The sequence below is a fragment of the Nostoc sp. genome (assembly GCF_036917395.1).
In the GTDB taxonomy this organism is placed as follows: domain Bacteria; phylum Cyanobacteriota; class Cyanobacteriia; order Cyanobacteriales; family Nostocaceae; genus Nostoc.
Window position 1 is genome coordinate 270177 of the sequence record NZ_JBALDI010000004.1, and the last position, 26287, is coordinate 296463.

24 protein-coding genes and 1 pseudogene are annotated in these 26287 nt (G+C 42.0%); 12 read left to right on the forward strand and 13 right to left on the reverse strand.

Features of this window, described 5'->3' with window-relative positions; translation table 11 throughout:
• Positions 1-180 precede the first annotated feature (180 nt).
• Positions 181-1872, reverse strand: a complete 1692-nt coding sequence (locus tag V7K46_RS03500; protein ID WP_335111079.1) for an alpha/beta hydrolase — start codon at positions 1870-1872, stop codon at positions 181-183.
• Between the two features lie 310 nt (positions 1873-2182).
• Between V7K46_RS03500 and V7K46_RS03505 the strand changes: the two genes are divergently transcribed.
• Positions 2183-2377, forward strand: a complete 195-nt coding sequence (locus tag V7K46_RS03505) for a hypothetical protein (protein WP_335111081.1) — start codon at positions 2183-2185, stop codon at positions 2375-2377.
• A gap of 21 nt (positions 2378-2398) precedes the next feature.
• Here the strand turns inward: V7K46_RS03505 and V7K46_RS03510 are convergent, their stop codons facing one another.
• From V7K46_RS03510 to sat, 5 genes are all read right to left on the reverse strand, one after another.
• Positions 2399-3313 carry an ion channel gene (locus V7K46_RS03510; RefSeq protein ID WP_335111083.1) on the reverse strand — a complete coding sequence of 305 codons (915 nt, stop codon included), beginning with the start codon at positions 3311-3313 and terminating at the stop codon, positions 2399-2401.
• Between the two features lie 163 nt (positions 3314-3476).
• Entirely contained in the window at positions 3477-4358 is an 882-nt protein-coding gene (locus V7K46_RS03515) for a YsnF/AvaK domain-containing protein (RefSeq protein ID WP_335111085.1), read from the reverse strand.
• A 170-nt stretch (positions 4359-4528) separates the two neighbouring features.
• Positions 4529-5431, reverse strand: a complete 903-nt coding sequence (locus V7K46_RS03520) for a DUF2382 domain-containing protein (RefSeq protein ID WP_335111088.1) — start codon at positions 5429-5431, stop codon at positions 4529-4531.
• Positions 5432-5994: 563 nt separating this feature from the next.
• A complete protein-coding gene (locus V7K46_RS03525) occupies positions 5995-8118 on the reverse strand; it encodes a caspase family protein (protein ID WP_335111090.1) in 2124 nt (707 codons plus the stop codon).
• A gap of 167 nt (positions 8119-8285) precedes the next feature.
• Positions 8286-9464, reverse strand: coding sequence for a sulfate adenylyltransferase (gene sat / locus V7K46_RS03530; RefSeq protein ID WP_335111092.1), 1179 nt, complete (start codon positions 9462-9464; stop codon positions 8286-8288).
• Positions 9465-9801: 337 nt separating this feature from the next.
• Here sat and V7K46_RS03535 point away from each other — a divergent pair, with 337 nt between their 5' ends.
• Positions 9802-10437, forward strand: coding sequence for a Uma2 family endonuclease (locus V7K46_RS03535; RefSeq protein WP_335111094.1), 636 nt, complete (start codon positions 9802-9804; stop codon positions 10435-10437).
• A 37-nt stretch (positions 10438-10474) separates the two neighbouring features.
• Entirely contained in the window at positions 10475-10693 is a 219-nt protein-coding gene (locus tag V7K46_RS03540; RefSeq protein ID WP_334725296.1) for a ribbon-helix-helix domain-containing protein, read from the forward strand.
• A gap of 216 nt (positions 10694-10909) precedes the next feature.
• Here the strand turns inward: V7K46_RS03540 and V7K46_RS03545 are convergent, their stop codons facing one another.
• Positions 10910-11398: a hypothetical protein gene (locus V7K46_RS03545; protein ID WP_335111096.1), complete on the reverse strand. Its 489-nt coding sequence runs from the start codon at positions 11396-11398 to the stop codon at positions 10910-10912.
• Between the two features lie 3 nt (positions 11399-11401).
• Here V7K46_RS03545 and V7K46_RS03550 point away from each other — a divergent pair.
• Positions 11402-11602 (forward strand): annotated as a pseudogene (locus V7K46_RS03550) (IS630 transposase-related protein); the annotation flags it as partial.
• A gap of 236 nt (positions 11603-11838) precedes the next feature.
• The gene (locus V7K46_RS03555; RefSeq protein ID WP_335111098.1) at positions 11839-12279 is read left to right on the forward strand and encodes a cupin domain-containing protein; all 441 of its coding nucleotides are present in this window, start codon (positions 11839-11841) and stop codon (positions 12277-12279) included.
• Between the two features lie 57 nt (positions 12280-12336).
• Here the strand turns inward: V7K46_RS03555 and V7K46_RS03560 are convergent, their stop codons facing one another.
• A complete protein-coding gene (locus V7K46_RS03560; RefSeq protein ID WP_335111100.1) occupies positions 12337-12627 on the reverse strand; it encodes a hypothetical protein in 291 nt (96 codons plus the stop codon).
• 110 nt (positions 12628-12737) lie between these two features.
• The gene (gene mnmA / locus V7K46_RS03565) at positions 12738-13793 is read right to left on the reverse strand and encodes a tRNA 2-thiouridine(34) synthase MnmA (RefSeq protein WP_335111102.1); all 1056 of its coding nucleotides are present in this window, start codon (positions 13791-13793) and stop codon (positions 12738-12740) included.
• A gap of 243 nt (positions 13794-14036) precedes the next feature.
• Between mnmA and V7K46_RS03570 the strand changes: the two genes are divergently transcribed.
• Positions 14037-14951, forward strand: coding sequence for a hypothetical protein (locus V7K46_RS03570; RefSeq protein WP_335111104.1), 915 nt, complete (start codon positions 14037-14039; stop codon positions 14949-14951).
• Between the two features lie 27 nt (positions 14952-14978).
• On the opposite strand, the gene V7K46_RS03575 is transcribed toward V7K46_RS03570, so the two are convergent.
• The gene (locus V7K46_RS03575) at positions 14979-15206 is read right to left on the reverse strand and encodes a hypothetical protein (protein WP_335111106.1); all 228 of its coding nucleotides are present in this window, start codon (positions 15204-15206) and stop codon (positions 14979-14981) included.
• Positions 15207-15692: 486 nt separating this feature from the next.
• On the opposite strand from V7K46_RS03575, the gene V7K46_RS03580 reads away from it, so the two are divergent.
• A complete protein-coding gene (locus V7K46_RS03580; protein ID WP_335111108.1) occupies positions 15693-18047 on the forward strand; it encodes an AAA family ATPase in 2355 nt (784 codons plus the stop codon).
• 173 nt (positions 18048-18220) lie between these two features.
• Positions 18221-18763 (forward strand): Uma2 family endonuclease, encoded by a 543-nt coding sequence (locus V7K46_RS03585; protein ID WP_335111110.1) that lies wholly within the window; start codon positions 18221-18223, stop codon positions 18761-18763.
• Between the two features lie 55 nt (positions 18764-18818).
• Here V7K46_RS03585 and V7K46_RS03590 read toward each other — a convergent pair whose 3' ends face one another.
• The gene (locus V7K46_RS03590; RefSeq protein ID WP_335111112.1) at positions 18819-19622 is read right to left on the reverse strand and encodes a class I SAM-dependent methyltransferase; all 804 of its coding nucleotides are present in this window, start codon (positions 19620-19622) and stop codon (positions 18819-18821) included.
• A 210-nt stretch (positions 19623-19832) separates the two neighbouring features.
• Between V7K46_RS03590 and V7K46_RS03595 the strand changes: the two genes are divergently transcribed.
• The 3 genes from V7K46_RS03595 to V7K46_RS03605 all read left to right on the forward strand — a co-directional run bounded on the left by V7K46_RS03595 (position 19833) and on the right by V7K46_RS03605 (position 21154).
• A complete protein-coding gene (locus V7K46_RS03595) occupies positions 19833-20126 on the forward strand; it encodes a 4-Cys prefix domain-containing protein (RefSeq protein ID WP_335111114.1) in 294 nt (97 codons plus the stop codon).
• Between the two features lie 10 nt (positions 20127-20136).
• Positions 20137-20340 carry a WD40 repeat domain-containing protein gene (locus V7K46_RS03600; RefSeq protein ID WP_335111317.1) on the forward strand — a complete coding sequence of 68 codons (204 nt, stop codon included), beginning with the start codon at positions 20137-20139 and terminating at the stop codon, positions 20338-20340.
• Positions 20341-20410: 70 nt separating this feature from the next.
• Positions 20411-21154: a DUF561 domain-containing protein gene (locus tag V7K46_RS03605; RefSeq protein WP_335111116.1), complete on the forward strand. Its 744-nt coding sequence runs from the start codon at positions 20411-20413 to the stop codon at positions 21152-21154.
• Positions 21155-21260: 106 nt separating this feature from the next.
• On the opposite strand, the gene V7K46_RS03610 is transcribed toward V7K46_RS03605, so the two are convergent.
• Positions 21261-22409 carry a DegT/DnrJ/EryC1/StrS family aminotransferase gene (locus tag V7K46_RS03610; RefSeq protein WP_335111118.1) on the reverse strand — a complete coding sequence of 383 codons (1149 nt, stop codon included), beginning with the start codon at positions 22407-22409 and terminating at the stop codon, positions 21261-21263.
• A gap of 327 nt (positions 22410-22736) precedes the next feature.
• On the opposite strand from V7K46_RS03610, the gene V7K46_RS03615 reads away from it, so the two are divergent.
• Positions 22737-23513: an ABC transporter permease gene (locus V7K46_RS03615; RefSeq protein WP_335111120.1), complete on the forward strand. Its 777-nt coding sequence runs from the start codon at positions 22737-22739 to the stop codon at positions 23511-23513.
• A gap of 373 nt (positions 23514-23886) precedes the next feature.
• On the opposite strand, the gene V7K46_RS03620 is transcribed toward V7K46_RS03615, so the two are convergent.
• Complete coding sequence (locus V7K46_RS03620) at positions 23887-25659, reverse strand: hypothetical protein (RefSeq protein ID WP_335111122.1); 1773 nt, start codon at positions 25657-25659, stop codon at positions 23887-23889.
• Between the last annotated feature and the right edge of the window lie 628 nt (positions 25660-26287).

Genomic DNA, 26287 nt, shown 5'->3' on the forward strand with positions numbered 1-26287 from the left:
TATTCAATTGAGAACCGCTATATTTACCGTCATTGCCAACGTTGGCGTACCCCTACGGGGAAGCAAGCTACGCGCAGCGTCTCTAAGAATTGCCTCTCGTTCGCGGTAGTGTTGCGTAGCAAAGAGACGCTACATTCGCAATAGGTTTATTGATGTAATTGATTCCGTCCGACTACTTAACTAAGGGTGGGTAGGAGTAGGTTGAAGATTTGATGGTTTGGCTGACTGGGCAGTTGGCCCCTTCCAAATTTGATTTAACTGATCTGCCGACAAGGACTGTAAAATACTGAGATTCAGAGGCTCTTTACTGATAAATGTGGCGTAAGATGGTTGCAAATAGGATCGGTATTCAGGGCGATTGAGGAGATGGGTTTCCATAAAAGCTACACTCAGGGCATCGAGATAGGAATAAACAGCAACGCGATCGGGACCCAGTAAGGTAGACGGTACAGGTAACACATCATCTTTAGATTCTCCGATCGCCGAAAAGTGGGTGGCGTTTTCAATCAAAGCCAGGTACTTATTGGAGTCAGAAAGCCAGGTGAAGGGGCGAATTTGCTCAAATACAGGTGGGGCGAAAATATCTTGACTACCTGCTACTAGCATTACCGGAATTTTAATTTGACTCACTCCACCCTCACCCAAAATTGAGCTGTCAAACGGATTAATCGCCATGACAACCTTGATGCGATCGTCTTTGAGTTCGTAATTTATTGGTGGTAACTTAGTTGCTTGACACTGCAAAAAGAGCGACAAATTTAAGGATGAATTATTGGGATTACAGTCTAGCTTTAGTTGCCTAAAGTTAATATTTGCTCCTGCTAGAGTCAAAACAGTATAACCACCAAAGGACTGACCGATCGCCCCAATTTGCTGAAAATTGAGTTTTCCCTGGAGAGTAGGATCAGATTTGTCTAGACGCTGAAGTTCATTAAGTAGATATTTGATATCCAAAGGTCGGTTGATAAATTCTGCTGCGTCTGGCGGCCCTGCCAAACCCGCAAAGTATAGCTGAAAGCGTTTGGCATTACTACCAGGGTGTTCCAGTACAGCAACGGCAAAACCATAGGATGTTAGATGTTCAGCCAGATAAACAAAAGTAGAGCGGTCTGAGGCCAGTCCATGAGAAATTACAATTAGGGGAAAGGGAGGCGAGGGCAGTTCTTTAGTGCTTGGTGAACCTGCTTTTGGCAGATAGATATCCACGGGTAGACGGCGATTGCGAGAAATGTCATTTAGCTCTAGGCTTTTTTTCTGCCAACTGTATTTTCCAGGCGATCGCAAATCTGGCTGTTTTGAGAAGTCAATTGTTGAATTGGCTGCCTCAGCGATCGCTTCTTTTTGAAGAGAGGCAAAAACTTCATCCTTTTTTTTGATCAATTGCGACAAGTCATCGACTATCCTTAACCCCTCTGAAAAATTCACCCGGATAGTATTGCTAGGAAATTTCCGCAGTAAATTCACAACTGTTAAGCCCTCTTTATCGGCAGCAGACAAAATCAAAGAGGCACGTATGGCATAAAAGCCGTTCTGTCGAGACTCAGTGAGGAGTAATTTTCCCAGTTGTTGCACCAACTCCTCGCCTATCGGTGAGTAAGTAACTTGAGATACTAGTGTAGGAGTGACATTGAACCGTTGCTGGAGCAGATCCCGCAGTTGAGCGAGTTGTTGGGGAGTAGCACGGTTAGCATAAAATGAAAAATCTTGATCGATTTTGCCAACTTTCGCAAAAGTTTCCAGCGAGTCCACGGACAAGTAAAATTCCCCGAAGGGAGGATAAAAAAAGCTAATGCGTTCAGCTCCCAATCCGGGAGTAGCAGTCAAAAACGTAGATAGCAAACCGAAACCCAGGTATCTGAAAAATTTTTTCATTAGAAAAACCCACCGTCTAACTCTGCCAAACTTGTTTGGGCAGGGAGGAAAGCGGGGCGGGATCTATAACCGCTTTCCTGTTTACTTGGTTTAGATATATCAAACAGGCTACAAGCACAAGAAAGCAAGTACTTACTAACTATAGTTTCACACATACGCTTTAAACCGGCATTGAATTAAATTTCGGGGTGCTAGGGGCACACAGCTAGTTTGTTTATTATCCTGAGTTATCAAAACACATGGGTGGCAAATTTTTCAGCTAAACAGCACCAGTAGGGCGATAATAGATATAGAGATCAAAATATTTTATATGTCCTCCTCCTCCTGCGCCTGTTGTGTTGTCGTCCTCAATCAACAACAGAAGCAAAATATCTCCCACCAAAGCCAGTACCAGGATGTACCAGTTAACCACAGCAAGAGCGTGGTTAAAAGTTGCACTGTAATTGAAAATGGTCGGGTTGTCGTTAAACCCTTACAACCAGCACTCAATCAGACTTTGGAGTAAATTTCAGGAATTTAACCCCCTTCACTCTAAAGGTAAAACATCGTGGAAGCGGTTGTAATCAATGTAGCGATGTCCATCGGGTGAGTGGTGGAAGATATCGACAAATTGATTGTTCCACAAAATCTCATTAGCACCATAGCTATGACGGGCATTAACCACTTGTGCAACGGTTTCATCAATGCCACTCAAAGAGATGATCAGCATAGTATTTGTCTGGGTTAACGATTCTGATGTCATCCCATATAGAGGACTAAACTCATCAATGACATGCATCACCGACCAGCTTAACGTGAAGCTAGGTGTTTGGTTCCTCAGCAGTTTGAGATCGTAGAACCGACGCATGAACTGCCCTTCTATGGTTACTTCGTCGCGCATTAAGTAGACTCGCATCTGCGCCTCCAAAATTGTATTGCGACGCTTATTAGCGGTGCGAAATATCAGAGTTGGCATCGCCTCATGAGGTGTAATTACAGCAACACGGCTAAAAAGCACACGGGCTGTGGGTCGGGAGAACCGAGCAAACGCTAATCCCGTCATCACAGCAATTCCCACCAAACCGATCATTGCTTCAATCGTGACAATAATGTTGGCGTAAGTTGTTTTAGGATACATTGCCCCATAGCCGATGGATGCTAGGGTTTGCACACTAAAGAAAAACACATCTAAAAAAGAGCCAGGTCGGGCGTTGGCAATACAATCTCCTCCTATCAAGTAAGCTAGAGCAAATAGAGTATTAATAGTTAGATAAAAAGCACTAATCAGGATCAGAAAGCCAATCCAGGGAATCGTTAGCAGCAGATGGTAGGGATCGCGCCAGTAGGAATACCATATACCCATACCCATAATCTCAAATTTTCCATCTCGAACTTGAATCTGAATCGGTGGGATCAGACGCTCTCGTTTCTTCCGTGAAAGTCTTTTGAGTCGAAATTTCATTGCAAGTAGCCAAAAGAACGGCAACTGCTTAGTATTGTAAATTAAGTTGCTTTGGAGACATTCCACTTACCCGAAAGAGAACAGAAATTTCAACTTTCTTTTCTTAAATCAGCAAAAAAATAGGGTGTGCAATGCCCACCCTACTAATTGGTCTTCTAAAAACTTATTTTTCTGGCTTTATTGATTGACTTTTAGAACAACGGTCAAACCACTCCTGATATTTTTTCTGCTGTGACTCATCTTCAACAGCAATGGTCACTCGTACCAGCTTGCATCCATGATTTTTCTCTAGTGCGATCGCATTCAACAATAAACTAGCAGTTTTAGGCGAAGTAAATTCGCCGCTTACCGTTAAAGCGCTGTCAAAATTTGTAACTTCAAGTCTTTCTACTTGGGTCAAGTCAATACCATCAATTTCCTCTTGTCCTAAATCAATTTCTGCGAGTTGTTTGTGTTCTGGGCTAATTTGTTCCACAATCAGCTTTTCACGCCGGACAGGAACTTGTACCATCCGGGTTTCGATTACTTTGCGAACAATTACCTCACCAACTTTCCGCTTGCTGCTTTCAACAACTAGTCGTTCTTCTAATAGACGAATAATCTGTTCTTCGCTAGCCTCTTCTGAATTTGTTGCCTCAACTGGGCTATTTGTAATTCGATTATTGGCTAGTTGCTCAGTTGAGTTGCTATCGCCTGGTGTTTCTGTTTCTAAATATTCAGGCATATACTCGATTTCTGATTTGTTTAAGTCTATGAAAACAGATTTACTCGGCTTGTCGATTTTTTTGATTCTCTGGCTCTGCAATCGAAAGAAAGAAGGACGTTTATCGGCTAATTGCTGATTATATTCTCCAGTTTGTTGATTCGCCTGGTTAGATATAACTAAGTTTAGCCGACGATTAGCATCCACAATTAAATCATGAACTACTCCTACTAGCTGACCTTGCTTATCGATGACAGCAAAATTATTTACCTTATTTTTCAAATCTGCTAGTGAGCTGCTAGTGCGAGAGTTCGAGTTTGCCTGTCCAATGTTTTTGGTCATCGGTTGGCTATTCATATGCAAAGTTTATGAACTGCTTTTAGTTAGCTAAATTAAATGTAGTACTCATTCGCAGCTATTATAAGCACAGGTAAAGCTATTTCAACAGCCCCACCTGCACTGTGGCGAATTAATTATTAGTCATTAGCTAGTAACTAATGACTATATTTTAGTTAGCGTTCTTCAATCGGAAGATTACCAGAATTCACATCTAACTCTTCACGACGCACAGTTTCTTGAGTTTCAACTGTATCTTGATCTACCACTTTTTTAACTCTGACTTCTTCACGCAAAAATGCTTCTTTGCGAACATCAGCAGTTTCTTCGTGGAGTTCTATGCGAGCAACTTCGCCTTCACGGAAATCTGCTTCGCGCCCAGAAACAGCAGTACCTGCATCTGCTGGAGTTACACGCTCAATCACAACTCGCTCTCTTTCTATTGGGACTGCAATCCGTGCAGTATCAGTCTCAACACGCTTACCAATCGATACTTCTCCAGTTTTTTGGCGTCGTTTACTGGCAATCAGCCGTTCTTCATACAATTTCAGAGTTTGATTCTCTTGCTCATTTAACCCAAACAAAGAAGGCTCACGTTCGTAAGTATAGTCATCACGGGTGTAAGTGGGCGTAGGCGTCGGTGTTGGTGTCAGTGTCGGTGTATCCAATGGTGCTAAAGCATCTACAGGTGTTGAAGCCTCTACAGGAGGGGTGTAGTCTGTGGGTTGGCGATATACCCCACGCACCTGTTCTTCATAGTCATAATCAAGGGTTTGGCGTTCATTGAACTCAGGTAAACTTTCTGCTTGCTGTCTATTCAAGCCAATTGTGTAGACGCGATCAACGTTATAGTCGATCCGGGCACGACCAATTGGTAATAACACTTTTTTACCAAAAATCCAGAAGCCTAAGTCAACCACTAAATAGCGGAAATGACCTTCCTCATCCACTAAAACATCGGTAACACTACCAATTTTTTCATCGCTTCCTTGTGTATAAACCCCAAGCCCATTAATATCCTGACCTTCAAAGCTATCCCGATAGTTAGGCTCAAAATCTGCTAATTTGTAAAGAACCATTATATTTTTCCTCAAAAATTTCCTTGCCATCTCCTAATAAATAAAGTAGATATTTAACTACTTATTTACCTCCGTCTAGCGAATGAATTATTTAAAAAGCTTAATAATCAAAAGTTATAGATATTTGATGATGGCAGATGAACCATGTAAATACACGAAAGGGTGGTGGTATTAAGTGCAATTTTGCATCTCTACATCAATATAGTTCAGTTAAGGATAATTGTAGGTTGGGTTGAACGAAGTAAAACTCAACAAATGCCTGTTTAGGTTGGGTTTTGTTCCTCAAACGCCGATTGGAGAACGAAATATATTATCAACCTTTTCTTCCTAATCATGATCAATGATCGCGTCTTCTTTGTACTCAGGTAAACTTTCTACTTGCTTAACCCATCAATCTAAAATCTAAAATCTAAAATCCAAAATCTAAAATTGATTGATCCCAAGCCTAATCAGATTCAGGCTGAAGTTTTAAGACTCTATCATAAGAAACGATCGCCTGATCATATCGTTGCAATTTTTTAAGTGAATTGTTATATACACAACTAAGTTAATGAATTCCATGTTTATACAACCTGAAAACTAAAGCTAAAACTTGCCCAATTATTTACATCCAAGATATATGAGTCGGCTGCTGTGCCGTTCATCTCCGTTTTGAGGGTGCTGGCATTATGTAAGTCTTGTAGCAAGGCTTGTGCAACGTCTAATGGATTCAACAATGGACCAATCGGTTGTTCTTCGGCTGTGGAATATTTAGTAGTGTTCAAGGCGGCGAGAGTTGCACTAAAGGGGGCAGTACTAAAAATCAATTGTTGTTCGCACTCAGAAGCTAGTCCTGAAATCACCCATTCGGAAGCAGCATTAGTTTGGGGTAGGGTAATGGTTTCACCTGAGGCGATAACGACTTGTTGGAGGAGGGGTTTGGTATCTGCTGTGTTTGGTTCTTGGGGGTCCCAAGAATAGAAGGCAATTGCTGTATGATTATTGTTCAATCCCAGCAAGATTAAATATACCGAGCGATCGCTCTGGTTTTCCACTCGATATTGCATTCGACTACCGATAGGCACAATCGGAGGGAGAGACGCGATTAATCGCGTCTGTACTGATTTTTTAATCGAAGTTTCAGTTTTGAAAGTTCGTGCTGTTTGGCGCTGCATGACGAGGCGAGGCGATATCTCATTAATTATTTCTAAGGTTGCCTTGATAGGCAAGCGGGAAGAACCTTGATTTTCTGTAAGTCGCCATAACTTGGCTGCAAGCAGGGTTGATAATTTTGGCGCTAACTTTTGTACTGTTAACTTTACTGCTTCTCCTACTTCCCCAGTGGTATTGGTAATTAGTTCGCCACCAATAGAAAATAGACCATAATGACTGGGAATTTCCTGTTGCTTGGCAAATAGATAATCAGCGGGTTTTTCTCCTGCTACTACGGTGGATACATGGGAAAATCCAGCAAAGGCACTTGTAGCGTCTACCCGCTCAATTCTTTCCAATCCAGTATCCAAAGCTATTGTTAAATTAATATTTCGGGGTAAAACCCGGACTGCTTCTTGGACGAGTTGCCCGACTTTGAGGGAATTTGCACCTTCAATTTTATAAATTTGGGCTTTTGCAGTTAACCCAGTCCGCGATCGCAATATTAATTGCTCTGTTGTTTCTAGGGTGAATCGAGAATTCACTCCGTAGTATAGCAGCACTTGTGGAGGTAATCCTGCTAACCACAGATGCACGGTTTTGCCGTCTTCTTCAATGGCACTCACCGCGCCTTGGGCACCGATGATACCGTCTGGTAGTAGAGACGTTACATCTGGATTTTTCTGATTACTTAATAACGTTGGTTGCTGTTTACTACCCAATTTGGATAGAGAATTTTCCACATGAGAGAGGGCGACTTGAATTGTGGTGGCTGGGGTGAATTCCCACAAATACTGCGTTAAGGCGTAGGTAAATAACCCGGCACTAAAACCAGAAAAAAGTCCTTCTCTCGCTGGCTGCTTTGGTTCTGAGGTAGCTGCTAAAACAATCGGAGTGCTGGGTAAGTTTTGAGTTTTAAGTTTTTTGAGAAAGTCGAGTTCCTCTGCTGCTAACTTTCCTAGTGACTCCTCAAGGGTGCGAATTTTTAATCCTAATACTGTGCTAGGAGCATAAAAGCTAGTATCTAATACTGCTGTTACTCGGTCTGTGGGGAGCGATCGCAATAATAGCAGTAGAGTTTCTTCTAATATATAGTTGACTATTTTATCATCTTGTGAATTTTTACTTACATTGGCTGCCACCAGAGCATTTTGCATTGGATCTAGCGATGTTTCCAATTTGACACGGCTACCATAGCCGCTAAAGTGAAATACGACCAGATCACCGGGTTTAGCTTGCTTGCCCAAGTGATCCAAAAAAGCCGCCTCAATGAATTCCCTGCTAGCTTCTTCCTCAGTTAAGGTTAAAATATCTGACCCTTGGAAGCCAAAGCGGTGAATCAAAAGTTCTTTTTGCAGTTCTACATCCGTCAGACAACCACTGAGGTCTGGAGTTTTTGGGTATTGGTTGATACCTATTAATAAAGCCAACTTGCGCGGACTGGGTTGTGCCAAAGCCTGATAATAGCGATTTCCCAATGTCAACCACTCAGCTTCAGTTACCCCCAATACCGCGAGTATTGAGCCAATTCTGTGTAAAAACGTGCGCCGTTTCATAATTAGCTATCAGCCCTCAGCCCATCAGCTAGCAGCTTACAGGAGTTACAGTTTATGCTGTTTGCTTGTTGATCAAAGTGTGGGTAGTGGGGGAGATGAGGAAGATCAGGGAACAGAGTGAGAAAGAATAATTAATGCCCAATACCCAATGCCCAATGCCCAATGCCCTAGACAGGTACTTCTATCCGCATTGCCCGTGCCAACTCTGCCGCCACCTCTGGACGGGAAAATTCTGGTGGAGGTAACTCACCGCGCCGCAGCATTTCCCGAACTTTTGTCCCCGATAAATGAATGCGTTCCTCTGGCTTGCTGGGACTGGTTTTAGATGTTGCCATCTGCTTAGTACGCAGGCAGTAGAAAGCGTGTTCAAATTTCATCGGCACAATGCCCAATTCACTTGGCTCAAACTCGTCAAAAATGTATTGAGCATCGTAAGTGCCGTAATAGTCACCGACGCCAGCATGATCCCGTCCGACGATAAAGTGAGTACAGCCGTAGTTTTTGCGGACTAAAGCATGGAATATTGCCTCACGAGGCCCAGCATAGCGCATTGCGGCTGGATTAATTGCCAAAACCACCCGGTCATCAGGGTAGTAGTGTTCTAGCAAAATTTCATAGCAGCGCATTCGCACGTCGGCGGCAATGTCATCATCTTTTGTAGCCCCTACCAATGGGTGCAAAAAGAGTGCATCTACTGTTTCCAACGCGCACTTTTGGATATATTCATGAGCGCGATGAATGGGGTTGCGAGTTTGGAAACCAACAATGGTTTTCCAGCCATTTTCTCGAAACATTTGCCGCGAGGCAGCCGGATCAATTTGATAGGTGGGAAACTGGGGATGAGGTTCGCGTTGCAGTAGCCAAATATCGCCAGCCAGATGTATTAAACCTTGGTTATAGAGTACCTGTACACCTGGATGATTGGCATCATCAGTGCGGTAGACCTTTATTGCTTCGCGGGTTTTGTCGTAGTGGTATTTTTGCGTGAGTTGCAAAACCCCGATAAACCGACCGGCGGGGTTATCTAGACGGAGCAAGTCGCCTTCTTTCAGGCGAGAAGCGACTTCTTCGCTTACTGATAGTGTAATCGGGATTGACCAAACAAGACCGTTAGCTAGTCGCATTTCTGTAACAGTGCGATCGTAGTCTTCCTGGTTCATAAAACCCGTCAGTGGACTAAAAGCACCGATCGCAATCATTTCTAGATCAGAAACGGCGCGATCGTCAAGTTGCACTCGCGGCAAAAAGTCAGCTTTTGAGAGAAACTCTGCTCTTTGTTCTGGTGTGGCGATTTGGTTAACCAACTGTCCACCGTGGGGGGCTATAGCATCTGGATTGTGACTCAACGTAGATCCCCTCTCTGCTTTTACTGTTATTGTTTCAGATTATGTACTAACTTATCAAATGCTGGTACGTAGAGAAAAATATAGGACTTACGCAAAAATTGCTAAAAAGCTTAATTTATCGAACCGCCTTCTCTACGAGAGGCTGACGCCAACGCGCAGCGTCTCGTAGAGAAGACGCCAAGAGCGCCGAGAATTCGTAGAGTGTGCGTAAGTCCTAAAATAGTTTAGGTAATGGAAGAAAATTTTTGCAATTAGCCTCCAACCTATCTGATTCGGTTAGGCTAAAGCTTAATCCAGTCTCTAGTTTCAGAATAGTTCCTTTATAAGGAAAATGCATATGACTGCTGTATCCCCCGTTGTTAAACCTGTTAGCCAAATGCGGCTAGCACCTGGTAGTACAGTGAATATCCAGGATATCAGTTGGGAGGAATTTGAGTCTATTTTGCAAGAACTGGGGGAAAAGCGATCGCTACGAGTTGCTTACAGCAAGTCTACTTTAGAAATTATGGTTCCTCTACCCGAACACGAAAAATCAAAGGACTTAATTTCGGATATTGTAAAAATCTTGCTGAAGATTGCAGGGAAAAGTTATGAACCCTTCGGTTCAACCACCTTCAAGCGGGAAAATATAGCGGGGGTAGAACCAGATGCTTGCTTCTACATTCAAAATTACCAAAGAATGATTGGTCGTTGCAAACTGGAACCAAACGATCCGCCTCCTGATTTGGCAATTGAAACAGATGTGACATCAAAAACAACTCTTGATGCATACGTTGCGATCGCTGTTCCAGAACTATGGATTTACGATAGTAAAAAGCTGAGGATTTATTTACTCAGGGATGGACATTATATCGAATATGCTCACAGTCCTAACTTTCAAAATATACCTCTAACTCAAATTATTGCCACTACAGTTGAACGAGCTTGGCAAGTAGGAACTGTACAAGCTTTGAAAGAGTTTGAAAGGGCATAAGATAGAAGTTGCGATCCGAACTTATATAGAAGAGAAAATGACGACTGGTGGCTACAGCAGTGTTAGTGAATATTTCCGTGAGTTAGTGCGCCAAGACCAAAAGCGTCAAGCGGCTGAACATTTGGAAGTGATACTTTTAGAAGGTCTAAATTCTGGGAATACAACTGAGATGACTCCTGAGGATTGGGAAGACATTCGCCAAGCTGTGCGCGAAAGAATCACCAAGCATAAAGGGTCAAACAATTTTGGATTTTAGATTTTGGATTTTGGATTGACCCTGGTAAGATTGGGTATGGGGCAAGCCGAATAATAAACATTGAGAATTTTGGATTTGTTCCGCCCACGTACTCCTACGGAGAAGCAAGCTACGCGCCCTGTCAGAAGTGCGGGGCGGAGCATGAACCAAAAAACCTTTTATCTAAAATCTTTTATCTAAAATTCGTAGTCAAACCAAGGTTAATCAGTAATGATTTTAATCCCTCTGAAACTGCAAATATTCCAACAGTAGTAAACGCAAGTAATCTAACGTTCTAATATAACTCTTTATCTGTTCAAAATTGCCATTAATGCCAAAATAAAAATTCGCAATTTGAGGTACATTTAAAACTCGCGTAGCTTGTAATTGCTCAATTGCATGGTCTTTATTGACAATTCGATCTGTGGATTGAAATTGACTAGCATAACCTCTAAGATTTACTGTTAAAAGTTCAATTTCTTCTAACAGGGAAAACTCTTCGTTTTCTGTTGGAAACTGAATAGCAATTTCTTGTCGTTCGGTGCGACTACTTTGATATGTGTTAGTCAACTGTGCTAACAATTGAACAATGTTTTTCTTAGTCAATTCTTGCTCATTTAAAATTGCTTCAGTCATCATTGACTCCATAAGTATAGCAACCGCCAAGGCGGTTATGACATAAACTGGAAGTAGTCCCAAATCCTCCTTGCGCGCGATCGCACTCATTCCATGCCCAAACCCTACAGTTACGACCTGCGTCAGAAAGTTATCCAAGCCATAAAGCTCAATGGATTGAAGATTAGTGAAGCAAGTCTTCTATCCAACATTAGTCGCAACACCATCAACCTATGGCTAAAGCGGCTGGACATTACTGGGGACTTTCAAGCGTTGCCTAATCAACCTCCCGGTAATGGACACAAGATTACCGACTAGACAAAATTCCGCGAGTTTGCCTTATATCATGGAGATATAGTAGCGTCACCCCGATCTGGTGGCAGTGTTTCCCTTTTGTCTATATAAAACCAACGAAAATACGTAAGGATTCAGGTGGGGGGTATTGACAGAGGGGACAGTTGGGATAGAGGATCGCAATCATGACGTAAGAGCAACCTAGAAGAGGTAACTGAAAGCGAGATAATGAACTCACTATAAAGGGAACTCAATGTATGATTCCAGTAATTAAATCTCCCAAAGACTACCAGGTATATCGTATCAGTCCCGATGCCACGAATCGGTTAGCGATCGTGTTCGATAAGGCAAGTGCTGACGTCTCCCCTATAGTTTGTGTAGAAATTTTTGACGTGGGCGGGAAGCAACCCCCGAATCGGCATCAGTCGGCGGTGGAAATGTTTTTCATCCTTAAAGGGGAAGGACTCGCTCACTGTGATGGTAAGGCAGTACCAATTCAGGCGGGGGACAGCTTTTTAGTACCTCCCACCGACATACATTTTATTGAAAATACCGGGTTGGGTCGCTTATATGCCCTAAGTATTATGGTGCCAAATGACCATTTTGCTGAACTGATTCGCAGTGGAATTGAAGTGGAACTGGATGAGGAGGATTTAGCAGTTTTGCGTCGCACTGCTACACCATCTTTGACAAATTAAGGAAATGGCACAAATGTCTGTGAGGGTGCAGGAAAAGGCGGTACGAATCGACCCAAGTCATCGCCCACACTCCCCGCTTTTACGATAGACAGCTGAACTATCGCCTCTATATCCAGTTTTCGGAACTCGAATAGCTCCTTTTTTATTAAAGTTATGAGCTTTGCGTAGATACTTTAAGGGTTCAATTCCTTTTCTAGCAGCATGGTCTAAGATACTTTGAGCAACACTGGTATAGGTAGCAGCATCCCATTGCTCCATGTATTGTTGAATCTCTGCCGCCTCTGCTGAGGTATAGCCTTCTAATAGCTGTATTAAAAACGGATCAGTGATTGGCTCTTGTTCTGGCATTATTATCCAATTTAAACATAAAAATACCCCTCCAAAACTCAGTGCAGCTTTTGCTTATCTGAAGTTAAAAAAAGAGGCAGTTTTGGCTTCTAGCAAAACCGATGTGACATTCAACTAAATTGTTCAATAATTCCGCCACCTAACACTTTCTCGCCGTCGTACCACACCGCCGCTTGTCCGGGGGTGATGCTGATTTGGGGTTCATCAAACACCAAACGCACACGGGAGTTTTCTAACGGAATCACCGTCACGGGTGTAGCCATTGAACGATAGCGAATTTGCACTTCGGCATGAATTGGGGTGGATGGTTCGGCAATAGAAACCCAATTTACCCGATTTACAGTGCATTCTGGTTGAGTTACCTTGGTGCGATCGCCTACTACTACCTTATTATTTTCCGCATCTAATTCAATCACATACAACGGTTCAGCAGCAGCAATCCCCAAGCCTTTGCGCTGGCCAATGGTGTAGTGATGGACACCATCATGCTGTCCCAAAACTTTGCCTGTGACATCTACAATATCGCCTGTTTTGGGAGCTAAATATTTATCGAGAAATGCCCGCATGGAACCGTTACTTTCCACTAAGCATAAGTCTTGACTTTCTGGTTTATCAGCAGTTTTCAGTCCGTATTCAGTCGCGATGCGGCGCGTGTCAGTTTTTTCTAGTTCGCCTAGAGGAAATATAGTTGCTTTTAGTAAATCTTGAGACAAATCATAGAGGAAGTATGACTGGTCTTTGTTGCGGTCAACAGCCCTTAATAATTGGTAACGTCCAGTTGCTTCGTCAAAGCTAATTCGGGCATAATGACCAGTGGCGATGCGATCGCATCCCAATTGTTCACGAGCATACTGCACCATTGGCCCAAACTTTACCGTTTTATTGCACTGGGAGCAAGGCAAAGGCGTGATCCCAGCACTGTAACCAGTCACCAGGTAATCGACAATATGCGTCTGAAAGAGATCCCGAATATCCACAACTTGATGGGGAACGCCCAACTGTTCACAAATATCAGCCGCGTCGATCATACCTTCAGAGCAACATTGACCTTTGCCTTTCATTAGCCAAAGAGTCAAACCAATCACTTTATAGCCCTGATGGTGCAGGATAGCTGCGGCGGTGGAACTGTCAACGCCACCAGAAAGACCAACGACGACTTTTTTCATACAAACACGACACGATATGCGTGGTTGTACCATTGTAGCACATACTCTTCAAAGCCTTGCTACTAAAGCACTTCAGTTTTTCAAAGCCTTTATCTTTTTAGGAGAAAGAAATGGAAGTCAGGTCAGAGTGTATTGTATAGAAACCAGAAGCGCTATAGTTGCTACAAAGGTAAACTAATTAGTTCCTGATGGAAATTGCCTAGAAATATTTTGACTACTTTCTAACTACTTATGTCGAGAGGAATGCTAAGTCAATTTATCCCATTTCAGATGCTGCACCGAAGTTCTGAGGGTTGGAAGCCCACTATTAGACTTCTCCCCTTGTTAGTGGGAGGATGGTTAGTGCTGATTCCCAACTCTACCCCAGCACAAGCACAAATCCATAACAACGTGCTACTGGCTCAAGAAGCAGGTGAAATACTGCCACCGCCAATTCCCTTTGGTCAACAGCCATCACCGCAGTTACAACCATTACAAAACAATCAATTTGAGCAGAACTTTCAGCCCTCCCAACCATTACAAAACAATCAATTTGAGCAGAACTTTCAGCCCTCCCAACCATTACAAAATAATCAATTTGAGCAGGACTTTCAGCCCTCTCAACCTGCACAGTTTAGTCAATATAACCAGAACTTTGAGCGTTACTCAGTTTACGTTGATAGTAGTGATTTTCAGACGCTACAAGCAATCCGTCGGATTGAACCCAGTGCTTACATTCGCTACTACCAAGGACGGAATGTAATTCAGTCAGGAGTTTTTAACAGAGTATCTAACGCCCAACAACTGGTCAGAAAGCTACAGTCACAAGGTATTTCTAATGTACGGATCAGCTCCGCTAACGGACAGGAAATAGATGCAGGTAATAGAGACTTTGTAGGCGATCGCAGTAATATAAATTCTCCCAAGCAAGCCTCTAGATATTATGTCGTCATTCCCACCACTCAACAAGAGTTAACTGCGATCGCAGCAAAAATTAGGCAGAATCTAGGCCCATATAGTCAAGATTTAGGACGATCTGGCGCAGTCCTCGAAAGGACGCAACCACGAGGGCCACACGTAGCAGTAGGGCCTTTCCCTGAGCGATTCCAAGCTCAGGAATGGAATAAATACCTGCGAAATATAGGATATGGTAATGCCAGGGTTTACTACGGAAAGTGAATAAGTTAGGAGTGATTCCCTCGATTCTTAACGCAGGGATTCAAGAATTATTGCTGTTGTAATTAAACACAACAGGATAATTCCTAGTGGAAGCAAAAACTGTTGTAAAAGGTATAGCAGTATGGGGATGATTTGTGAGATACCTAAACCACTGGATAAAACGTAGGCGATCGCAATGCCAAATAGCACCAACAAGAAATATTTCAAAGATTTAGAAGCAAAGCGAAATAGAAGCGTATCCTGATTTGTGTCCATAATTTTACTTACGAAAGTTGCTGAATTTTTAGCAGTGAATATTCTTTTTAATTTCTCATGTCCCATTTAAAAAAGGAGGATGTGGGAAATCATGCCTAGTCTGAAGATTAGTTTTACAAGTGAATAATTACCTGATTTGGTGAATTATTCAAAGACTTATACAGAATCTAATTAGTTAATAGCTACTGCCTGTTTAGTAGACACCACTTTCATCAGTCATTAATATGGGAGAGGAACAAATAATATCTGTGATTTACTAAGCTTGCAGTAGTCGCGCTCTCTGAATCTCTCCTCAACCACCTTTTCTTAACGCTTAACTTAACTTCGCCTGTATTAATTACAATAGTAATACAGCCTAAAATGCTTTGCAGTCAGATAAAGTAAGTTCCCTACCGAGTATGAAAAAGTATTTTGTAGTATGAAGGGTAGGAAGAAGTAGTAAAAATATGGTTATAATGAATTACAAATGATACATCAAGCTAGCAAATGGGTGCAGAAGAAGCCTTAGAGTTTGTAGATAACTTGGTTTTTCTCAAGACAGGAGAACACTTAGATAAAACTCAAAGGATTATCTTGCGTCATTTGTGGGAGGATGAAAAGCGGACTTACCAGGATATTGCCAATAGCCGTGGTTATACAGAAGCGCATTTAAAAGCAGTTGGCGCAGAACTTTGGCATTTACTATCAAAAGTTATAGGGGAGAAAGTCTCAAAATCTACTTTTCAAGGCGTGGTTCAGGGGTTTAAAACAACCCAACAGTCGCAACAAATCTCCCAGATTCCTAATTTAGCAGGCTATGACGCTAAACCCCAAGAAATAGATTCTAACTTTGTAGGGCGCGATCGCCAAATAGCCGATCTCCACGCCCTTGTGAGTCGGGGAGCAAAAGTTATTCTCATCCAGGGTGAAGGCGGTGTTGGTAAAACCACCTTAGCACGTAAGTATTTTAAAACTCAAAAGTTTAATTTTGTACTGGAACTGTGGATGGCCACAGAAATCCAAAACCTCACTCCTGTGGAGAGTGTGGTTGAGGAATGGCTGCGGCGATACTTTAAGGAAGAACCGGGATGCGACTTTGGTATCAGCTTAGAACGACTACGGCGCAAACTCCGAGAACAAACTTCTAAAATTGGGGTATTTATCGATAATCTAGAAACTGCTCTCGATAAAAATGGCAAGATTCTCGAATCTCGTCGCCCTTATGTTGAACTATTGAGACTATTAGCAGATCAGGATGTGCATTCAGTTACTTTAGTAACGAGTCGTGAGCGTTTGCGGGAGTCAAGTGTAGAGGTTCATCTCTACCCACTGGAAGGTTTAGATGAGCAAGCGTGGCGACAGTTTTTCAGCCGTCGCCACATCAATTGTGATTCTACTATTCTCAGTGAAATGTGCAAAGCTTGTGGAGGTAACGCCAAAGCAATGCAAATTCTCCGAGGAGCAATATTGACAGATTTTTCTGGTGATATACATGCCTATTGGCAGGAAAACTGTACAAATTTATTAATAGAAAGAGAGTTAAAAGATTTAGTCGCCAGTCAATTTACCCGTCTCCAAGAAAATGACTTAGAAGCCTATCGTCTCCTGTGTCGTTTAGGATGCTATCGTTATCAAGATATTACTTCATTACCTATTGAGGGAGTTTTATGTTCGCTTTGGGATGTACCAGAACAAAAACGTAGAGGTGTAATTAAAGCTCTGCAAGATTTGTCTTTAATAGAAGCAAAAAAAGGACAATACTGGCTGCATCCGGTCATTCGTGATGAAGCTATCAGTAGGTTAAGGTTAATCAGTGAAGAATGGGAATTAGTAAACCGAAAAGCCGCAGAATTTTGGACGCAACGAGTTGCAGCCATCAAAAATATCACAGATGCTTTAACCGCTTTAGAAGCTTACTATCACTATGTAGAAATTAGTGATTTTGAGCAAGCTGGTGATGTAATTTTACAAGGAAGAGGTGAACAGTGGAGTATAGGGTTGCCTTTGGGTTGCTCGTTTTACCAACTGGGACTGCTCCAGAAAAATTTCTCTGTCATTAAACGGATAATAGACGATATCAAATCGCCAGAAAGACTAATTAAACTTTACAATATACTTGGGTATACATATCGAATTATCGGGTGTATTAGAGAAGCTATAGAATGTTATGAAAAATCAGGAAAAGTATTAGGCGAATTAGATGTCAAAACAAAAATATCTATTTTGTTCAATACAGGGCTTTGCAAACTTGAATTATGGGAAATAGAAGCAGCCGAAGATTGTTTTAATTCTGTTTGTAGCCTTGCTGAACAAAATAGCAACCTTGATGATTACATGGCATATGCTCAATGCTGTTTAGCTTTGATAAAATCACGCTCTGGTAGCAGAGAAGATGCTTTGAATCTTACTGAAAATGCCTTTTATGCCATGTCATCATCAACTAGAGTGACTTTATGGGGAATAGGGCATAGTTTAGTAACTCTCTGCTTAACTTATAAAAATTTAGGTAATTTAAAAAAATCCTTTGAGTTGTGCCAACGAGCTATATTGAATTCTGATCAAAATAACTTTACTCAGATCAAAGCTAAAGCTATTAGTTGTCTGGCTGAACTTTTTCGAGAAGAAGGAGAATTTTCTAGAGCAATTTTTCATCATTCAGAAGCAGTAGAAATTCTTGATAAAATAGGTGCTAAATCAGACTTAGCTGAAGCTTATTATCAGTTGGCATTGACTCATAAAAAAATGGGTGAAATTGAGCAGACTAGGGAAAGTTTTGTACAAGCGATGGCACTTTTTCACGAAATGCAAGCACCCAGGCAAGTTGAGAAAGTTCAAACAGCGATGGAGTGTTTTGAAAAATAAGCAATAATATTCGATTTTACTGCTTATTCCTGTTTTTGACGATACAGCAGAGCATAGAAAGTATTTAGAGTAACAGATTTGGCGATGACTGGGAAATTCATGGAGCGATCGCTCCTAGAGGGGTCTGTTGTCTCCATAATATAAATACACGGCGTGTGATAATTAGAGGTTTTATGTCCCTAACGCTTGAAGACTTGGAAAAAATGCAGCAACAGCATCCTGACTATCGCATGGAACTAGTTAAGGGTAATATTATTGTCATGAGTCCATCAGGATACGAATCAGATGAAGTTGCCGCTGAAATGGTAGCCCAGTTACGTAACTGGGTTAGACCGCGCAAACTGGGACGTACAGCAGCTTCTAGCGCTGGTTTCAGATTGCCAAATTCAGATTTACGCGCACCTGATGCCTCATTTGTTTTAGCCGAACGCTTGCGTCGCAGTCCGAAGTCTTTTGCTCAATTGGCTCCCGATTTGACTGTAGAGGTGAAGTCCCCTAGTGATAATTTAGAGGATCTGAGAGTCAAGATTCAAGAATTTCTAAGTTTGGGAACTAAGGTAGGAATTTTGCTCAATCCAGATGAGCGAATTGTTGAAGTTTACAACTTTGGACAAGAGGTAATAATACTTCGTGATGGCGATATTTTAACAGTTCCCGAACTGCTTCCAGGATGGGAAGTACCAATTGCAGATTTGTGGCCTCCAGAGTTTGACTAGGATAGTGGTAAAAGACCCTACAGACTTAGATGGATGGAACTAGAAGTTTATCGGGTTAGCTATTATATAATCTTTTAACCTTCAGGAGTTTAAAAACTACCGAATAGGGACGTGTTTTGGAATTTAAAAGCTTGCGGTCGTTTTCTGCAAGATGATATCGCTCTGGGGTAAGTCTTGGTTCTTCAAATTCGTCCACAGAAAAACCTGCTGCCTTGAAGGCTTTCCAGTAGTCGGAAAGAGGACGGTGAAACCAGATAAATGGTGTTGTAAAATGGTTCCAAGGTTCGTCGTTGCGTTGTGTCCTTTCAAAGTAAGAAGAAGCCCAACCATAACAAACTGTCCCATACTCATTTACAGTCGTCGAGCTACCTTGGGGAAAGCAAGGATGTGAGAATACAAGGATTGCAATACCACTAGGCTTAAGAACACGATTGAATGCCCTTATTGCTCCTTCGAGATCAAGCAAATCCATGAGAACGTAATTCGAGATGATAATATCAAATTGCTCATCTGGAAGCGACTTGAGTTCAGTGCATGAATCCAAATAAAAATCTATATCTAGATTCTTTTGGCTAGCTCTGAATTGGGCAATTTCTATCATCTGAGGTGAAAAATCTATAGCAGTTACACAGGCCCCTTTAAGGCAAAGCTGGCGTGCCAGATATCCTGTGCCACAACCAGCATCAAGGACAGACAATCCTGCAACATTACCAGCAAAACTCCATAGTACCGGATCTGAATTTAGAATTCGATTGCTGTCGCCATCCTCGCCAACTTGAATATCCCAGTCTGTAGCTCTATTATCCCAAAGTTCAAGTATTTCTTTCTCGTCAAACTTTGCCGTTATTTCTTCAGTCATGTGTTCCTCCTGAAAGGCATAACTTAATTATTTTCGTATAGGCATTTACTGAACTTTATGAGGTATAGTGGCGCTATGCTGCATTTAATACCTAGCTGAATTAGGATAATAAGCTCCAAAAGCAAAATTTTACAACATAGCGATCAGAAATACTAAGGGATGCACAGGAAGTATTTATCATAGATTACAACGGGTGATAGATGCCTAACTATGAGCTACTGCCTCAATCTCAGTTGCATGAAGCCCCTCAACCCTAATGGCATAAATTTTTGTCAAAGTTGCGGGACAAGATTACTACCACGGCTACGAAACCGCTACTACATTATTCAACCACTGGGAGGCGGCGGATTTGGCAGAACTTTTTTGGCAGAGGATGAAGACAAGCTCAAAGAGCATTGTGTAGTTAAACAGCTAGCACCCCAAGTCCAAGGAAGTACTGCTTTGCATAAGGCAACAGAATTATTTCAAGAAGAAGCACGGCACCATTCCAGGGCATTTAGCTGATGTAAATGCGATCGCCTTCAGCCCAAATGGGGAATATATTGCTAGTGGTAGTGATGACAAGACTGTAAAAGTCTGGCAACTGAACACGGGAGAGTTAATACACACCTTTAATGGACATTCAGCCGAAGTTTATGCGATCGCTTTCAGTGCGGATGGTAAAACTTTGGTTAGTGGCGGTAAGGATAAAACTATCAAGATTTGGCAACTGCCATAGTAATTTAGGCTCTCGATCAACTGAGGGACGGTAGAATATACCTAATTTTCATAGCTTCAAAAGCCCAACCATGACGATGCATTCTCCACTCCAACGTGCATTTAATAACCGCCGCGTTCTGAAAGTGATCAGCGGCTTAAATAACTTCGACGCCGCTAGCGTCGCTGCGACTGTCAAAGCTGCTGAATTTGGCGGTGCTACTTTTGTCGATATTGCCGCCGATCCAGCCTTAGTCCAATTAGCTAAAAGTTTGACAAAATTACCAATTTGTGTTTCTACAGTAGAACCAGAGAAATTTGTGCAAGCTGTGGCAGCTGGTGCTGATTTAATTGAAATCGGGAATTTCGATTCCTTCTATGCTCAAGGACGCCGCTTTGAGGCTCCAGAAGTGCTAGCGCTGACTAAGCAAACCCGCGCTCTTTTCCCGGAAATCACCCTATCTGTTACCGTTCCCCACATTTTGGAACTAGATCAACAGGTACAGTTAGCAGAAGAACTGGTGAAAGCTGGAGCGGACATTATCCAAACCGAAGGCGGTACTAGCAGTAACCCAGTTCACCCTGGAACTTTAGGATTAATTGAAAAAGCTGCTCCCACCTTGGCAGCAGCTTTTGAGATTTCCCGTGTGGTGTCAGTGCCAGTATTGTGTGCTTCAGGCATTTCTAACGTTACTGCACCATTAGCGATCGCTGCTGGTGCTGCTGGTGTTGGTGTTGGTTCCGCCATCAACCAACTTAATAGCGAAGTCGCCATGATTGCCGCTGTGCGTGGCTTAGTAGAAGCCTTAGCGACTGCAAATGTAGTAATGAAATGAGTTAGGAGTGATGAGTTGAAGAAACTTATTCATTCAAAACTCCTGCACAGACGCGATTAATCGCGTCTCTACTCCTGTACAGACGCGATTAATCGCGTCTGTACTCCTAACTCATAACTTCTTTCAACGCATAAATCACCTGGTCTTGCTGCTGTTCTGTCAGTTCTGGGAACATAGGCAAGGATATGACTTCATGACAAGCTTGCTCTGCTATTGGTAAGTCGCCAATTTGATAGTCTAGACTTTGATAAACTGGCTGCAAATGTAAAGGGTGGGGATAGTAAATCATTGAACTCACGCCCTGCTCTTGCAATTGACTACGCACCCAATCTCGATATTTGGCACTAGAACCATTTCGTCCTTGACCTGATATGCGAACAGTGTATTGATTCCATACCCCAATACCCCCAGGTAATTCTTGGGGCGGGACGATCCCCGGAACTTGACTAAGGAACTGATAGTAATAATTGGCGATATCTCGGCGGCGATCATTCCAAATATCTAAATAACGCAGCTTAATTTGCAATATAGCTGCTTGGAGAGCATCTAAACGGCTATTTACACCTATTTCCTCGTGTAAATATCGAATTTTACTACCATGATCCCGTAATATTCGCAGTTTAGTAGCGATCGCTGGGTCATTAGTCGTTATTGCCCCGCCATCGCCGCAACCACCAAGATTTTTGGTAGGGTAGAAACTAAAGCAACCAATATGTCCAATACTTCCTACTTTTTGATCAGCCCAAATTGCGCCTGTAGACTGAGCGCAATCTTCAATTATTGACAAATTGTGAGACTGAGCAAGAGCCATCAATGATGTCATATCCACAGGTTGGCCAAATAGGTGAACCGGGATAATCGCTTTAGTTTTGGGTGTAATCGCCGCCGCTACTTGTTCTACATCCAAATTAAACGTAGTAGCGTCAATATCAATGAAAACAGGCTTTGCACCCACGGCGCTAATCACTTCAGATGTCGCAATAAAGGTGAAAGGCGTTGTAATCACTTCATCGCCTGCACCAATTTCCAAGACTCGTAATGCTAAGTAGAGCGCATCAGTACCAGAATTACAAGCCACACATTCAGTAACAGTATTATAAGTAGCAAACTGTTGCTCAAAGCCTTCGACTAGGGGGCCGCCAATATAGCGACCAGAAGCCAGAACCTCTAATACAGCTGCACTTACTTCTGCTTCGATGGTGGTGTATTGCTGCTTAATATCAAAGGCAGGGATGGGATTTACACTTTGGATCATGAGTTCTCATTTTATCGGGAGATACAAAGGATGCACTTCGACAGTCAATTTTTGCTGATTGAATTATTAATCAAAGGGGAGCTATTAAAAGACTATCGCCCAAGATACGCATCTATTAGGGTTTTTACTTAAATTCTGGGGCGGTAAACTACCGCACATTTAATTTACAGATAGTAGATATACTAGGTGTTTGCCATGTTTTGGTCGTACCATTTTGAATTTTGAATTGATGAAAGTGATATATATCAACCAAGATCCAACACATCGGATCAAAGTTCCAGGCATGTGGACTGCTTTGAAAAGAAAATACCAGGAGATAGAGAACCTATGCAGGATCTGATCAAGCTGGATTTCGTGGATTTAGCTATTGCTGTGGGATTGATGGCGATCGCCATTGGTTTATCTGCGTGGGAAAAATTAGGATTAGAGTTTAACTTAGCCCTTGCTACTGGAAGAACCATCTTACAACTACTTGTATTGGGATACATTTTAGATTTCATCTTGGCTTTAGACAATGCTTGGGCAGTTTTGGCGCTATTAGCAATAATGCTGACAATTACGGCGATTGTCGCACGAAATCGCATTACTCCAAAAATTCCTTATGTGTTGCCTTTGGTGTGGGGTGCAATTTTAATTAGTACCGCCCTGACAGTGCTTTACACCAACTTCTTGATCATTCAACCAGAAAGATGGTATGAACCACAGTATATAATTCCCCTAGCAGGGATAGTCTTAGGTAATGCTACCAATGCAGCTGCGTTAGCAGGCGATCGCCTTGTCAGCACCATTAATTCCAGCCATCTCGAAATAGAAACCTATTTGAGCTTAGGCGCAACTCCAGAGCAAGCAGTTAGCCAGTACCGCAAAGACGCCATCAGAGCCGGATTGATTCCCACTCTCAATCAAATGATCCTCATAGGTATGGTCGCAATACCAGGAATTACCACCGGACAGTTATTAGCTGGTGTAAAACCTCTGGACGCAGTATCTTACGAAATTTTGATTATGTTCATGGTTGCTTTCGCTAACTTGTTGACAACAGTTTTAGTCACGAAGGGGTTGTGTCGTCAATTTTTCAATTCCGCCGCGCAGTTAATAAGGTGAGGGAATTAATCTACATCCAAGAGTATTTTATCATCTTGCCCTGGCAGATCAAGAGCAATCAATAGCGCTCGGTTCAGTTGAGCGATCGCTTCTTCAGAAAGCCTTCCCCACAAACGCAATCAGCGCGATTTTGAGAGTACCCGAATCTGATCTGTGATTGCGATCAGAAGATGAAATTTCGTATTTAAGCACAATTGAACAGACAAGCTAAAAGTGAAAATTTACAAAAATGGTTCAGGGTGCGAAAAGTAATGGTTGTGGGGAGTGGGGCACGAGCAAAGAAACTTTGCTAAGTTAAATGTGGAACAGCTTAATATCCTTTTAGGGACTTCCAATTAAAAAACTTCTAACTCCTAACTCCTAACTTTTCTACTTACCCACCCAAAGTCCGCGTATAAATTACCTGACCTTGAGAATCGTAGAGGAAAAGGGACAAGTTTGCATTGTCACTAATTACAGCTAAAGCTTCCCGTAAGATTTGCAAGTGATTGGTAACATCAACAGCAGTATTAGAATTTTCAGAATAAGGATTAGCCAAATTATTTTGCCTTATTTGGTCATACTCAGGCGTTAACCGAACAATAATTCTTGTTTTGTCTATGCTAAATGTGCAAATCCGAATTCCATTAATACAGGTTTTATCCAAATCAGTGCGGGTTTGTTGCAAACTACTAACAACTTGTAGTTTGTCTTGTGCTTGTTTGAGGGCTGTTGAATAGGGTTCGATGAGAGACTGAGCCTGAGTGTAGTACAAGCTATCTTGGGAAACTTTTTTAGCAGTTTGCAAAGCCTGATCCCAGTATGTCGCCGCTGCTTGCCATTGGTTTTGTTGCTGATAAACTTTGGCTTGTTTGGCGGTGCTAACGGCTTGTTGGTAGGTTCTAGCAGCTAATTGTTCTTTAGTAGCGCGATCGCGTGCCGCTACTAGTTTAGGTTTATAATCTACCAACAGCTTTTCGGCTTCTTGGTATCCTGGGCTAGTTAAGGGAATGCTATTCAAGGCATTAATGGCTACCAGCCAAGTAGACTGAATCTTTTGCCAGTCATTCAAAGATTTAGCAGTAGCTTCCCGATTCTTGGCTGCATTAGCTACAGCTTTTGCTGCTGTTATTTTTTTCAGCCATTTTTCCTCAGTAAATATCTGCTGATTTACAGCCTGCAAACGCAGACGATAATCAAATAATTTCCCTTGCACTAGCCCATAAAGTTCATTATCGGAACTTATAGCTTCTAGTGGTGTTATAACCTGTTGCCATAAATGTTGCCTACTTTGTAATTCCTTTAGGCTATTTGCAGGAGTTTGAACTTTTTGTGTCGCTAAAGATGCAGTCTGTAAAGCCTTGACCACCTGGTTGATTTTTTCTGACTGTCCAGACAAACTTGCTTTTAGTTCTTCTGACACCTGGAAACGGGACGACCAACTAGGAATTGCATTCAGGGCTGCATTGGCTGTTGTAAGCTGCTGTTGTACAGCTACTAATTCTTTTTCAGACTTAGCGCGGCGCATCAGTTGCGGGGATCTTGTTTTTAATTGTTCGGCATTTTGTATTTCTTTACACTCAGACATTACACAAGGGCGAGTCAAAAAGTAAGTACCACCGCCTAAGACTACAATTCCTACCAAAGCTGCACCCAGTAAGATAGGTTTGATTTGAGATGCTGGCTTTAAAATCGGCAAATTCGGCGCATCTGCAAACGGGTCAAACGGTTTCTTTTCCTCAATCTCATCGAGTGATGAAGAATAGGTCAGAGATGATGAAATGGCAGAAAAGTATTGCCCCCCTGGTTCCCCTGGTTCCCCATCTCCCCCATCTCCCCCATCTTCCTCATCTCCCCATCCCTCCCTCTGCTTCAGGGGTAGAAAACATTTGGCATAAGGGAGTTGTTCACCAAAAACTCTGAGGAAACATTGCACTCGCTGCTCTGTGTTGGGTGCTATAGACTGAAGTCCTTGAGAAAGGACTGCAAAGATTATCTGAGCGTCAACTATTACATCTGATTCATGTTGCGTTAAAATCATTAGCCCGTCTTTATTGACAGCACACTTAACCTCGAAGACTTCAGCCGTTGAGACTTCTACAAGTAATTGTTCCTGCAAAGTTTTGGCTAAAAGCTGTAAATCTTCCTGCTGGACTGCTACTTTCATAGAGCTTTCCCGCTGAACTTCTATATTGTTTTGATTATCTTTAAGGAGATGAAATGAACTTTTTAGGTTTGTTGAATGCAAATGCACAGTTTAACCAACCACAGCCTGAAAATCTGAACGACCAACTTTCTAACATAAATTTTAACTTTTCACCAAAAATTCAAAGAGCAGTAATTGTTCATGTCGCTACATTTTCACAGTACTAGATGCAAAATTAAATAATCTGTCTTTAGATATAAATTGCAAATAAAAAATGGGAATAATAGAGTTTTTGAGTATTTTAACTGTATTATTTCGTGACAATTAAACTCACAGGAGCTACTGCTGTGCAAAATTCCAGTTGCACAGTTGTGACAAAATTATCCAAGGGTTAAGAAAACGATGCTATGTCAGAGGGTTTTGACAGAAATGGTAGTTATCTTCTATGCTGGAAAACTTACTGAGGAGATTAATTACGTGTTGTGGCTCTGGCACAAACAGGTTGGCTATCAAAATTAATGTACCTCATTTGCTGAATTCGATAAAATTGATCCGTGAAAAATAAATTTTTATAGCTAACAAAAGCTTAATTATGCAATAAAGGTGCTGCCAAATATTAAGACAGCACTAAATAAAGGCTTGGAAAGTG